The following is a 12,351-nucleotide window of genomic DNA, read 5'->3' as shown; positions in this document are numbered from 1 at the left end:
GTTGATCTCCCTCAGACCGGTCATCGTAGACACTCCGGTGGCGGGTGATCCAGAGGAGGCGGGCGGCTCAGGCGGGACGGTCGGTCGCCCGCGCCGCGTCCGCGGTCAGTCCCACCAGAACGACCACCAGGTCTTGCCGCGGATCTCCTCGGCGTATCCGGCGAGCGTGCCGGGACCCTGGAAGAGGATGTCCGGGCAGAACGCCCAGTGCTCGGCCGCGACCTGCACCGCGTGCCGGGTGGTGACCGGCGGCGCGGCGACGCTCAGCTCCAGCGTGTTGAAGCCGAGGCCGACGACGCGCGCGCCGAACCGCTCCTCCCAGCCGCGCACGACGGCGGCGAGGGGCGCGGTCCACTCGTTGTGGTTCAGCGCGCCCTGCCAGCCGATCGCGGCGAGCGCGTCCGCGCCCCGCTCCACCGCGACGAGGCCGAGCGAGAGCCCGCGCGCGGAGAGCGCGCGGGCGTGCCGGTCGGCGGCGGCGTCCGGGTCGTCCAGCGGGGTGCCGGGGGCGGCCGGGCCGGGGCAGTGCCGGCCGAAGGGCGCGAGGTCCTCGAAGTCCTCGGCCCCGGCCTGCTCGGCGAAGTCGCTCCACACCTCGTACATGAACGCGGCGGGCGCGTAGTTGCCGATCTCGGCGACCGGCTCGGGGGCGACCTGCCCGGCCGCCCAGGGCTGGTCCGACTCGTCCAGCAGGACGGGCCAGAGGCCGGACCGGGGGTGCTCGGCGCGCAGCCGCGACCACAGCTCGCCGGTCACCGGGTCGTCGCTCACCCAGAACGCGGGCCGCCGGACGAGCTGCCGCTGCGGGTAGCCGGGATCGGGCCAGACCACGTCTCCGGGCGGGAGCGCCACCGACAGCGAGCGCTCCGCGCCGTCGTCGGGGAAGAGCTTCGGGAGGTCACCCGGCAGCCGCTCTCGCAGGTCGAGGTCCACGTCGTCCATATCACGCCGTTCCGGTCCAATTCGTGCCAACACCGATCTTGGCACTCCAGGATCGTAACGGCGACCGCGCGGGCACGGGCACGGTTCACCGCTCCCGGCGCCCCCGGACGAGGTATTCGGCGAGCAGGCCGAGGATTCCGGCTCCGGTGACGGCGCTGACGACGATCTGGTGCCAGGTGCCACGGAACAGGATCTGGTACCCGACGTTCACGATCAGCAGGACGACGAACAGGGTCCAGCGGGTGGCGGAGTTCATGGCATTGCCTTTCTCGACGGAGTGTCAGTGGACGAACGGGACGGACGGCAGGGACGGGACCGGCTGGCCGGTCACGACCGTCGCGAGCGCGGCGGTGGTGACGGCGGCGACGGCCAGGCCGGCGACCGCGCCGGTGCCGAGGACGATCACGCCCTCCAGCCGGACCGAGCCGCGGACCTGGGCGCGGGTGGCGCCGACCTTGCGGAGCAAAGCCAGTTCGGGGCGGCGCGAGGCCACCGCGAGCAGCCGGGTGGTGACGACGCCGACGAGGACGAACCCGCCGATCGCCGCCACGATGATCTGGCTGAGGAGTTCCTGCGTGCGCATCTCGCGCGAGGTGGCCTCGCCGAAGGCGGCGGGGTCCACGGCGCGGACGCCGGTGAAGCGGGCGGTGACCGAGTCGAGCGCGCGGGCGGTCTCGGGGGAGCACGGGCCGGAGCAGCGCACGAGGACGTGGTCGTCTAGGGCCGAGCCGGCGTGCGCGGCGACCAGGTCGCGCAGGAGGAGGACGTCCCCGAGGCCGAGGCCGCGCGCGTAGACCGCGACCACGCGGGCGCTGATCCGGGTGCCGTCGCCGAGCCACAGCGTCCGGGACGAGCCGATCTTCGCCCCGCCGGCGACGTCCTTGCTCAACGCGACGGACGTGCCGGTCAGCGCGTCCAGGCCGCCCTTGGCGAGCCCGGCGTCGACGGTCCGGGAGGCGTCCGCGCCGAGCCCGCGCGCGGGCAGCGACCGCAGCTTCGTCTCGCCCATCTCGCGGACCGCCATGACCACGGTCGTGCGGTGGACCGGCGTCGCGGCGGTCACTCCGGGGACGGTCCGGACGGCCTCGGCGACCCCGGACGGCACGCCCGCACCGGACGAGACGAGGATCCGGTCGGCGCGGTCCGCGGCGGCGGCCTGGCCGGACGCGGCGTCGATGCTCGTCGCGATCCCCGAGAGCTGTACCAGCGCGAACGCGATCACGAGCGCGACCGGCGTCAGCGTCGCCCCGGCGCGCGGCGCGGCGGCCGCGGCCGAATGCCGGGCGAGGCGTCCGGCGACCGGGGACAGCGCCACCACCGCGCCGCCCAGCACCCGCGCGCCGAACTGGGCGATCACCGGCGAGAGGAGCGCGACGCCGACCATCAGCGCCATCACCATGCTGCTGAGCGAGGCCGCGGCCACCGCCCCGGACGCGCCGAGCGTCACGCCGAGCGAGCTCAGCCCGCCCGCCAGCATCAGCGCTCCGGTGACGATCCGCCAGCGCGGCGGCGAGGACGGATCGGCGGCGGTCTCCCCGAGCGCCCGCACGGGACGGATGCCCGAGACGCGCAGCGACGCCAGCAGCGCGACCAGCACGGTCGCGACCATGGTCAGCGCGAACGAGGCGAGCGCGGGCAGCGGGCTCAGCGCGAGGCCGAAACCGGGCGGCAGCACGCCCTTGTGGTGCATCGCCGACTGGAGGAGCGCCCCGGCGGCGAGCGACAGGACCCCGCCGATCGCGGCGGCGGGCAGCGCGGTCCGCAGCGCCTCGCGGACGACGCGTCCGCGCACCTGGCCGGGCGTCGCGCCCACGGCGCGCAGCAGCGCGTACTCGCGGGCCCTGCGCCGCGCCTGGAGGCCGAGGAGCCCGCCGGCCACGATCAGCGCGGTGATCAGCGAGGTTCCGCCGATCGCCGCGCCGAGCTCGATCATGTCCGGCCGGACGGCGGCGACGGCCGGGTCCTCGGCGTCGCCGCGCGAGTCGCCGGTCAGGACGGACAGGCCCGGAGCGGCGGCGCGCAGGTCGCGGATCTTCGTGTCGCGGTCGGCGAGCACGCCGAACGCGTTGGCGAAGCCCGGATGTCCGCTCAGCTCGGCCGCCGTGGCCGGCGCGAAGTAGGCCGCCGCCGGTCCCGAGCCGACCAGCCCGGTGACCCGGTAGGACGTCGGCACGCCGTTCGCCTGGAGCCGGACCGTCCGGCCGACCTGCGCGCCCGAGCTCGCGGGCAGAACGACCTCGTCCGGTGCCTGCGGTGCCCGACCCGAGGTCGGTGCGGCCGGGAGCAGCGCCGCCGAGTCCCAGCCGTGGCCCGACAGGACGGCCCCGCCGGACGTCACGACCGGGAACGACACGTCCGCGACCACGGCCCGGACGCCGGGCACCCCGCGCAGGCGGTCGGCGACCGCGACGGGCAGGCGCGGCAGCTCGGTCCTCGGCCGCCGCTGCGCCTCCGGCTTGGAACCCGGCGACTTCGTCGTGATCTCGACGTTCCCCGGGGCCGTCACGACCGCCTTGGCGGCCTTGTAGCGCTCGACCGGCGCGTGCGCCCGCAGCCCGGACTCCAGCAGCACGCCGAACGCGCCGACCAGCACGGTCGCGAGCAGGAGCGTCACGAAGACGCCCAGGGACGCGCCCTTGAAATCATCGCGGCGCGGCATCACGCGGCCACCGCGTCCCAGCGCGCCAGCACGGACGCGACCGTCGGCGAGACCAGCTCGTCCACGATCCGGCCGCCGTCCAGGAACAGCACCGAGTCGGCCCACGCGGCGGCGACCGGATCGTGCGTGACCAGCACGACGGTCTGGCCCGCGCGGTCCACCGACTCGCGCATCAGCCGCAGCACCCCGCGGGCGGTGCGCGGGTCGAGCGCGCCGGTCGGCTCGTCGGCGAACACGACCTCCGGCTCGGTCACCAGCGCGCGGGCCAGCGCCACGCGCTGCTGCTGCCCGCCGGACAGCTCACCCGGCCGGTGCCGCATCCGGTCGGCGAGGCCCACGCGGGCCAGCACGGCGGCGATCCGGTCCCGGTCCACCTCGCCGCCGCCGAGCCGGAGCGGCAGCGCGACGTTCTCCTCCACGTCCATGGACGGGATGAGGTTGAAGGACTGGAACACGAAGCCGACCCGCTCCCGCCGCAGCCGCGTCAGCGCGGACTCGCGCAGCCGGCCGAGGTCGGCGCCGCCGATCCACACCGTGCCGGACGTCGGGCGGTCCAGCCCCGAGGCGCAGTGCAGGAAGGTGCTCTTCCCGGAGCCGGACGGTCCCATCACGGCGGTGAAGCCGCCGCGCGGGAACGCCCACGAGACGCCGTCGAGGGCCGTGACGTCCCCGTAGGACCTGGTCACCGTGTCGAGGCGCACCGCCGGGGTGGCGTGCGTCCTGGTCATCGCGCTGTTCACGCCATCGACGCTAGGCAGGCCGGGATCGTTTGCCATCCGGGCGCGACCCCGCATCCATGGTGTAGCCGGCTACACCATGGGACGGGGGCGCGCCCGGGCGCGGGGCGGCCTTCCGGTGGCATACGGTGATCGCCATGGAGGGGACGCTCAGGAGATCGTGGCGGGCCGCCGCGTACCTGGCGGTCGGCCTCCTCACCGCCGTGCCCGCGCTCCTGGGCTTCTACCTGGTGCCGCTGGCGCTGCTGCTCGGCGTGCTGTTCGTGGCGCTGCCGTGGCTGCCGTCGCTGATCCGGCCCGTCCACGCGATGGCCGCCTTCGAGCGCCGCCGGGCCGCCCGGTACCTGGGCCGGGAGATCGCCGCGCCCGAGCCGCTCCCGCCGTCCGGCTCGGCGCTGGAGGACGGCGTGCGCCTGCTGCGTTCGGCGGCGACCTGGCGCGAGCTCGCCTGGCTGCTCCTGCACGGCCTCTACGGGCTGATTGCGGGCCTGTTCGGCACCCTGCTGGTGCCCTCGGCGGCGTACTCGCTGACCCTGCCGCTGTGGTGGTGGGCCGCGCCGGAGGGCTCGGTCTCGGCGTTCGTCCGGCTGGAGACCTGGGGCCAGGCGCTGACCCTGCCGTTCCTCCAGGTGGCGCTCGACCTCGCGCTGGCGGTGTGGCTGGTGCCCCTGCTCGCGCTCGGGCAGGCCAGGCTCGCCGAGATCCTGCTCTCCCCGCCGCGCCGCCGCGTCAACCTGCGGCAACGCGTCGAGCAGCTGACCGAGACCCGCGCCGAGGCGCTGGAGGCGCACGGCGCGGAGCTGCGCCGCATCGAACGCGACCTGCACGACGGCACGCAGGCCCAGCTCGTCGCGGTCGCGCTGCGGCTCGGCCTGGCCGACCGCCGCTTCGACGCCGACCCGGCCGCGTCCCGCGAGCTGTTCCTCCAGGCCAGGGACGGCGTCGAGGAGGCGCTGACGCAGCTGCGGACGGTGATCCGCGGCATCTACCCGCCGATCCTGTCCGACCGCGGCCTCGCCGGGGCGGTGCGCGCCCTGGCCGGGGCGCAGCCGATCCCGGTCAGCCTGGACGTCCCGGCGGACGGCCTGCGCGCGCCGGCCGCCGTCGAGGCCGCCGCCTACTTCGTCGTCGCCGAGGCCCTGACGAACGTCAGCAAGCACGCCGGGGCGAGGAGCGTCGCGGTCGCCGTCCACCGGGACGGCCCGCTGCTGCGGGTGCGTGTCGCCGACGACGGCAAGGGCGGCGCGGACGAGCTGCGGGGCAGCGGCCTCGCCGGGATCCGCCGCCGCGTCGCCGCGCTGGACGGCGAGACCCGCATCGACAGCCCCGAGGGCCGGGGCACGACCCTGGAGGTGGACCTGCCGTGCGGATCGTGATCGCCGAGGACAACGTGCTGCTCAGGGAGGGTGTCACGCTGCTGCTGGAGTCGGGCGGGCACGAGGTCGTGGCGTCCGTCGGGGCCGGGCCCGAGGTGGTCCCGGCGCTGCTGGAGCACCGTCCGGACGCCGCCGTGCTCGACGTCCGGCTGCCGCCGGGCTTCCGCGACGAGGGCCTGCGCGCCGCGATCGAGGCCCGCAAGGCGATCCCCGGGCTGCCCGTCCTGGTGCTCTCGCAGTACGTCGAGGAGACCTACGCCGGCGAGCTGCTCTCGGACGGCGCGGGCGCGATCGGCTACCTGCTGAAGGACCGCATCGGCCGGGTGGACGAGTTCCTCGACGCCCTCGACCGGGTCGTCGCGGGCGGCACGGCGCTGGACCCTGAGGTCGTGGCCCAGCTGATGTCGGTCCGGCGCGACCCGCTGAGCAGCCTCACCCCGCGCGAGCGGGAGGTGCTCGGCCTGATGGCGCAGGGCCTGGACAACGCCACCATCGCGACCACCCTCGTGATCACCGAGCGGTCGGTCGGCAAGCACATCGGCGCGGTCTTCGCCAAGCTCGGGCTGCCGCCGTCCGACAGCGGCCACCGGCGGGTGCTGGCCGTCCTCGCCTACCTCAACGCGTGATCGGACCGGCCGTCCGGCATAAGGTGATCACCATGGACCTGCGTGACGACCCGGCCCGGGGGCTCAGCGACGAGCAGCTCGACGTCGCCTACAACGTGCGGCGCAAGGCGGGCCCGGAGCGGTTCGAGGCGCTCATGAAGCGCTACCGGGCCGACTCCGACGCCGCCGTGGCCGGACTGCCCGGCACGCCCGGGATCCGCTACGACCAGACCAGCGGCGAGCGGCTCGACGTGTGGGGCACCGAGGACGGCGAGCTCCGCCCGGTGTTCGTCTTCCTGCACGGCGGCTACTGGATGGCGGGCGCCAAGGAGGACACCGCGTTCATGGCGCGGATGCTCCACGGCCGGGGCGTCGCGACCGTCGTGCCCGACTACACCCTCACCCCGAAGGTGACGGTCGAGGAGATCGTCCGGCAGGCGCGCGCGGCCGTCGCCTGGGTCTGGCACCACGGCCGCGAGCACGGCCTCGACCCGGACCGGATCGTCGTCGGCGGCAGCTCCGCCGGCGGGCACCTCACCGGCATGACCATGGTGGAGGGCTGGCAGGAGGAGCTCGGCCTGCCCGCCGACGTGGTGAAGGCCGCGATGCCGTTCAGCGGCCTGTTCGACCTGCGCCCGATCCTCCGCGTCTACGTGAACGAGAACGCGCGCCTGGACCTGGAGTCGGCGACCCGGCTCAGCCCGGCGTTCCTGCCCGCCGGACGCCGCTGCCCGGCGGTGTTCGCGGTCGGCTCGGAGGACGGCTCCGGCTTCCTGGACCAGTCGCGCCGCTTCCAGCCCTACTGGGGCAACGGCCCGCTGCTCGTCGCCGACGGCCGCGACCACTTCGACGTCGTCCTCGACCTGGAGGACCCGGACACCGAGGTCAGCCGGGCCCTGCTCGGCCTGTTCCGCGACCTCGGCTGAACGCCCGCCTTCACCTACGGCTTTGGCTCCGGCTGGGTGATCTCGGCCGCCTGCGAGCGCAGGTGGTCGAGCATCAGCCGCGCGGACGGCGTGAGCGGCCGCCGGTCCGGGAGGGTCACGCCGACCTGGCGGCGCACCGGGTCCAGTGGGACCGGCAGCGGCGCGACGCCCGCGTCCGTGCGGGCGACCAGCTCCGGCAGCGCCGCGATCATGTCGGTGTCGCGGACGAGCGTCCGGACGGTCAGCACCGACGTGCACTCGACCAGGTCGGTGGGCAGCGCCAGCCCCCGGTCCCGGAAGATCTGCTCCAGCTCGCTGCGCAGCGCGGTCTGCTGGAGCGGCAGCACCCAGGGGTAGTCGAGCAGGTCGGCGAGGGTCAGGCCGTCCCGGTCGCGGGCCGGGTGCCCGGCCCGCGCGACCAGCCGCACCGGCTCCCCGTACAGGACGATCTGGCGCAGCCCCGGCTGGTCGCCGATCGGGTTGAGGCGGCCGAGGACCATGTCGATCTCGCCGTCCAGCAGCCGCGGCACCTGGGCGTCGAAGGTCGCCTCCTGGACGATCACCGTGATGCCCGGCCGCTCCCGCTTCAGCGCCGCGATCGCGCGCGGCAGCAGCACGTTCGACCCGGCGAGCAGGGTGCCGATGGTGACCGTGCCGACCTGGCCGTCGGCGAGGCCGCTGATCCGCTCCCCGGCGCGCCGCAGCTCGGCGAGCACGGCGCGGGCGTGCTCCACGAACGCCTCGCCGAACAGCGTCGGCGTCACGCCGCGCGGCCCCCGGCTGAACAGCTCCACGCCGAGGACGTGCTCGACCTCGCGCAGGCTGCGGGTGACCGCGGGCTGGGCCAGGTGCAGGTGCTCGGCGGCGCGCAGCACGCTGCCGTGGTCGGCGATCGCCACCACCAGCACCAGGTGCCGCAGCTTCAGCCGCCCGTTCAGCAGGTCGATGGCGCGCATGCCGCCCTTCCTACCAATAACCCTCCTGATATAGCAAGGACGACATTCGGTATTGGACGCGCATAGCTGGCGGGGAGGATGATCGTCGTGTCGGGAGGGTGATGAGGGAGGCGAACGGCATGCGGGTGCGGCACTACGTCGGCGGCGAGTTCCGGACGGACGGCGCGCCGTTCCCCCTGGTCGACCCGGTGACCGGCGACGAGGCGGGAAGCGCTCCGGAGGCGCCCCGGGCGGTCGTCGACGAGGCCGTCCGGTCGGCGCGGGCGGCGCTGAACGGCGAGTGGGGCGCGACCTCCCCCGAGCAGCGGTCCGCCGCGCTCCGCCGGATCGCCGACGGCATCGACGCCCGGTTCGAGGAGTTCGTGGACGCCGAGGTCCGCGACACCGGCAAGCCCCGCGAGCTGGCCGCCACGGTGGACATCCCGCGCGCCGCGGGCAACTTCCGCGCCTACGCCGACCTGCTGTACGGCCGTCCGGAGCGCGCCTACACGACGACCGTCCCCGGCTGGAGCGGCGGCACCGGGCAGGCGCTCAACTACTCCGTCCGCCGCCCGCTCGGCGTCGTCGCGGTCATCTCCCCGTGGAACCTGCCGCTGCTCCTGCTGACCTGGAAGGTCGCCCCGGCCCTGGCCGCCGGGAACGCGGTGGTCGCCAAGCCGTCGGAGGAGACGCCCTCGACCGCGACGCTGCTCGCCGAGGTGGTCCACGACGCCGGGCTGCCCGCCGGGGCGTTCAACCTCGTGCACGGGCACGGCGCGGACGCCGCCGGGTCGTTCCTCACCGGCCACCCCGGCGTGGACGCGATCGCGTTCACCGGCGAGTCGGCCACCGGCGCCGCGATCATGCGCAACGCCGCCGACCACGTCACCCCGGTCTCGTTCGAGCTCGGCGGCAAGAACCCGGCGCTGGTGTTCGCCGACGCCGACCTCGACGCCGCCGTGGACGGCACGGTCCGCTCGTCCTTCACCCACTCCGGGCAGATCTGCCTGTGCACCGAGCGGGTCTACGTCGAGCGGCCGGTCTTCGACGAGTTCGTCGAGCGGCTCGGCGCGCGCGCCCGCGCGCTCGACGGCTACGGCCCGATGATCTCCGCCCAGCACCGCGACAAGGTGCTGTCCTACTACCGGCTCGCGGTCGAGGAGGGCGCGACGGTCGTCGCGGGCGGCGGCGTCCCGACCTTCGGCGACGGCCGCGACAAGGGCTTCTACGTGGAGCCGACCGTGCTGACGGGCCTGTCCGAGCAGGCCCGGACCGTCCGGGAGGAGATCTTCGGGCCGGTCTGCCACGTCGCGCCGTTCGACACCGAGGAGGAGGCCGTCCGGCTCGCCAACGACAGCGAGTACGGCCTCGCCGCGACCGTGTGGACCCGCGACCTGTCGCGCGCGCACCGGGTCGCGCCGCGGATCGAGGCCGGGATCGTGTGGGTGAACTGCTGGAACCTGCGCGACCTGCGCACCCCCTTCGGCGGCGTGAAGGCTTCCGGGATCGGCCGCGAGGGCGGAGAGTACTCCCTGGACTTCTTCTCGGAGCCCGTCAACGTCTGCATCCAGATCTGAGAGCGAACCTTGACCGAAACTGAGAGCCGGACCGCGCGCTCCGCCGTCGAGCGGGCCGCCGACCGCATCCTCGCGGCGCACGCGAGCGGCACGCCCTGCGCGCCCGTCCGCGACCTGATCTCCACCCCGGACGAGGCCTACACCGTCCAGGAGCGGCTCACCACCAGGTGGATCGCCGAGGGCCGCCGCCTCGCCGGCCGCAAGATCGGCCTGACCTCCACGGCCGTGCAGAGGCAGCTCGGCGTGGACAGCCCCGACTTCGGGATGCTGTTCGCCGACATGGCCGTCCCCGACGGCGCGGAGGTGCCCGCCGGGGCCGTCCAGCAGCCGCGGGCCGAGGCCGAGGTGGCGCTGGTCCTGGAGCACGACCTGACACACGAGCGGCACACCGTCGCCGACCTGATCCGCGCGACGGCGTTCGCGCTGCCCGCGATCGAGGTCGTCGGCAGCCGCATCCGCGACTGGGACATCACCCTGGCCGACACGGTCGCCGACAACGCGTCCTCGGGCCTGTACGTGCTGGGCAACCGGCCCGTCCGGCTCGCCGACGTGGACCTGCGGCTGTGCGGGATGGTGCTGGAGCGGCGCGGCGAGCAGGTGTCGTCCGGCACCGGCGCGGCCTGCCTCGGGCACCCGCTGAACGCGGCGCTCTGGCTCGCCGACACGCTCGTCCGGGTCGGCCGCCCGCTGCGCGCGGGCGACACCGTGCTCACCGGCGCGCTCGGCCCGGTCGTGCCGGTCGCGCCCGGCGACGTCGTGGAGGCGCGCATCGACGGACTCGGCGACGTCCGCGTCGCCTTCGCCCGCCAGGAAGGGGAAGAGGCGTGACCGACGTCAGGGGCCTGGCCGCCCGCCTGGACGGGGCGCGGCGCGAGCGGCGCGCGATCGGGATGCTCAGCGCGTCCGAGCCGAAGCTGGACGTGCCCACCGCCTACGACGTGCAGCGCGCGGGCATCGAGCTGCGGCGCACGTCCGGCGAGCGGTTCGCGGGCGTGAAGATGGGCTTCACCAGCCGCGCGAAGATGGTCCAGATGGGCGTGGACGACGTCATCTGGGGCCAGCTCACCGACCGGATGCTGGTCGAGTCGGCGGCCGACGTCGCCTCCCTGATCCACCCGCGCGTCGAGCCGGAGATCGTGTTCCTGATCGGCCGGGACGTCATCCGCCCGGCCGACGTGGACACCGCCGTGGCCGGCGTCGCGGTCGGCTACGAGATCCTCGACTCGCGCTACTCCGACTTCAAGTTCACCCTGCCGGACGTGATCGCCGACAACGCGTCGGCGTCCGGGTTCGGCATCGGCGCCTGGCACGGCCCGCGCGACGTGTCGAACGTCGGGATGGTCCTGGAGATCGACGGACGCGTCGTCCAGACCGGCTCGTCGGCGGCCATCCTCGGCGACCCGGTGCGGGCGCTGCGCGCCGCCGCGCGGCTCGCGACCGAGGCCGGGATCGTGCTGCGCGCGGGCGACGTCGTCCTCGCCGGGGCCGCGACCGCCGCCGTCCCGCTGCCCGCGAACGCGCACGTCCGCGTCACCGGCGCGGGCCTCGGCTCGGTGGAGGTGACCACGTGACCGATGAGGCGATCCTCGTCGAGGGCAAGGCGAAGCCGCGCGGGAGGTTCCCGCACGTGCGGCGCGCGGGCGACTTCGTGTTCGTGTCCGGGACCAGCTCCCGGCGCCCGGACGGCACGTTCGCCGGAGCGAGCGCCGACCCGATGGGCGTCACCGACCTCGACATCCGCGCGCAGACCCGCGCGGTGATCGAGAACATCCGCGACCTGCTGAAGGCGGCCGGGGGAGACCTCGCCGACGTCGTCAACGTCACCACCTACCTGGTGAGCATGAACGACTTCGGCGGCTACAACGAGGTCTACGGCGAGTACTTCGACGAGACCGGCCCCGCCCGCACCACGGTCGCGGTGCACCAGCTCCCGCACCCGCATCTGCTGATCGAGATCTCGTGCGTCGCCCACATCCCCCCCAAGGAGGCCGGAGCATGACCCTTCCCAAGATGGTGCACGGACAGCCCTTCAACTTCCAGGCGTGGATCGCCGAGCACGAGCACCTGCTCAAGCCGCCGGTCGGCAACAAGCAGGTGTTCGAGAACGCCGGGATGATCGTCATGGTGGTCGGCGGCCCGAACCAGCGGACCGACTTCCACGACGACCCGCGCGAGGAGTTCTTCTACCAGCTCAAGGGCAACATGGTCCTGCGGGTGATGGAGGAGGAGGGCAGGCCTCCGGTGGACGTGCAGATCAACGAGGGGGACGTGTTCCTGCTGCCCCCGCACGTCCGGCACTCGCCGCAGCGCCCCGAGGCCGGCTCGGTCGGCCTGGTCGTGGAGATCGCGCGCCCGGAGGGCGAGCTGGAGTCCTTCGAGTGGTACTGCACCGAGTGCCACCACCTGGTGCACCGCACCGAGCTGCAGGTCCGGTCGATCGTGGACGACCTGCCCCCGGTGTTCCAGGAGTTCTACGACGGCGACCGCAAGTGCCCGAACTGCGGCGCGACCCATCCGGGCAGGCAGTGGCCCGATGCGATGGTCCCCAAGACGGCGCCCCGCGCCTGAGCCGAACGAAACGACCCTTCCGGCGG

13 protein-coding genes are annotated in these 12,351 nt (G+C 74.6%); 8 read left to right on the top strand and 5 right to left on the bottom strand.

All coding sequences use genetic code 11. From position 1 onward, the window contains the following. Positions 1–105: 105 nt before the first annotated feature. The 4 genes from ACFPCY_RS40425 to ACFPCY_RS40410 form a co-directional block, all read right to left on the bottom strand. Positions 106–942: a DUF4253 domain-containing protein gene (locus ACFPCY_RS40425; protein ID WP_378264716.1), complete on the bottom strand. Its 837-nt coding sequence runs from the start codon at positions 940–942 to the stop codon at positions 106–108. Between the two features lie 85 nt (positions 943–1,027). Further along, a complete protein-coding gene (locus ACFPCY_RS40420; protein WP_378264714.1) occupies positions 1,028–1,198 on the bottom strand; it encodes a hypothetical protein in 171 nt (56 codons plus the stop codon). A 24-nt stretch (positions 1,199–1,222) separates the two neighbouring features. Further along, positions 1,223–3,601: an ABC transporter permease gene (locus tag ACFPCY_RS40415; protein WP_378264712.1), complete on the bottom strand. Its 2,379-nt coding sequence runs from the start codon at positions 3,599–3,601 to the stop codon at positions 1,223–1,225. Next, a complete protein-coding gene (locus tag ACFPCY_RS40410; protein WP_378264777.1) occupies positions 3,601–4,329 on the bottom strand; it encodes an ABC transporter ATP-binding protein in 729 nt (242 codons plus the stop codon). The genes ACFPCY_RS40415 and ACFPCY_RS40410 overlap by 1 nt, the downstream gene beginning before the upstream one ends. Positions 4,330–4,475: 146 nt before the next feature. Here ACFPCY_RS40410 and ACFPCY_RS40405 point away from each other — a divergent pair, with 146 nt between their 5' ends. From ACFPCY_RS40405 to ACFPCY_RS40395, 3 genes are read left to right on the top strand one after another with little or no spacing between them, the layout of a single operon-like run. Beyond that, the gene (locus ACFPCY_RS40405) at positions 4,476–5,714 is read left to right on the top strand and encodes a sensor histidine kinase (protein ID WP_378264710.1); all 1,239 of its coding nucleotides are present in this window, start codon (positions 4,476–4,478) and stop codon (positions 5,712–5,714) included. Further along, a complete protein-coding gene (locus ACFPCY_RS40400; RefSeq protein WP_378264708.1) occupies positions 5,702–6,340 on the top strand; it encodes a LuxR C-terminal-related transcriptional regulator in 639 nt (212 codons plus the stop codon). The genes ACFPCY_RS40405 and ACFPCY_RS40400 overlap by 13 nt, the downstream gene beginning before the upstream one ends. Before the next feature lie 32 nt (positions 6,341–6,372). Next, positions 6,373–7,245: an alpha/beta hydrolase gene (locus tag ACFPCY_RS40395; protein WP_378264706.1), complete on the top strand. Its 873-nt coding sequence runs from the start codon at positions 6,373–6,375 to the stop codon at positions 7,243–7,245. A 14-nt stretch (positions 7,246–7,259) separates the two neighbouring features. On the opposite strand, the gene ACFPCY_RS40390 is transcribed toward ACFPCY_RS40395, so the two are convergent. Beyond that, positions 7,260–8,201, bottom strand: coding sequence for a LysR substrate-binding domain-containing protein (locus tag ACFPCY_RS40390; RefSeq protein ID WP_378264704.1), 942 nt, complete (start codon positions 8,199–8,201; stop codon positions 7,260–7,262). Positions 8,202–8,302: 101 nt separating this feature from the next. Here ACFPCY_RS40390 and ACFPCY_RS40385 point away from each other — a divergent pair, with 101 nt between their 5' ends. Genes ACFPCY_RS40385 through ACFPCY_RS40365 form a run of 5 tightly spaced genes read left to right on the top strand, consistent with a single transcriptional unit; the run spans position 8,303 to position 12,325 of the window. Beyond that, positions 8,303–9,757: a 2-hydroxymuconic semialdehyde dehydrogenase gene (locus tag ACFPCY_RS40385; RefSeq protein ID WP_378264702.1), complete on the top strand. Its 1,455-nt coding sequence runs from the start codon at positions 8,303–8,305 to the stop codon at positions 9,755–9,757. 9 nt (positions 9,758–9,766) lie between these two features. Further along, positions 9,767–10,585, top strand: coding sequence for a 2-keto-4-pentenoate hydratase (locus tag ACFPCY_RS40380; RefSeq protein WP_378264700.1), 819 nt, complete (start codon positions 9,767–9,769; stop codon positions 10,583–10,585). Continuing rightward, positions 10,582–11,328 (top strand): 2-keto-4-pentenoate hydratase, encoded by a 747-nt coding sequence (locus ACFPCY_RS40375; RefSeq protein ID WP_378264698.1) that lies wholly within the window; start codon positions 10,582–10,584, stop codon positions 11,326–11,328. The genes ACFPCY_RS40380 and ACFPCY_RS40375 overlap by 4 nt, the downstream gene beginning before the upstream one ends. Next, a complete protein-coding gene (locus ACFPCY_RS40370) occupies positions 11,325–11,756 on the top strand; it encodes a RidA family protein (protein WP_378264696.1) in 432 nt (143 codons plus the stop codon). Before ACFPCY_RS40375 ends, ACFPCY_RS40370 begins: the two co-directional genes overlap by 4 nt. After that, positions 11,753–12,325: a 3-hydroxyanthranilate 3,4-dioxygenase gene (locus tag ACFPCY_RS40365; RefSeq protein ID WP_378264694.1), complete on the top strand. Its 573-nt coding sequence runs from the start codon at positions 11,753–11,755 to the stop codon at positions 12,323–12,325. The genes ACFPCY_RS40370 and ACFPCY_RS40365 overlap by 4 nt, the downstream gene beginning before the upstream one ends. Positions 12,326–12,351 lie beyond the last annotated feature (26 nt).

It is taken from the genome of Actinomadura gamaensis, assembly GCF_042652125.1.
GTDB lineage: Bacteria > Actinomycetota > Actinomycetes > Streptosporangiales > Streptosporangiaceae > Spirillospora > Spirillospora gamaensis.
Note: the sequence above shows the minus strand (reverse complement) of the source record. Positions and strands in the feature narration are given on the sequence as shown.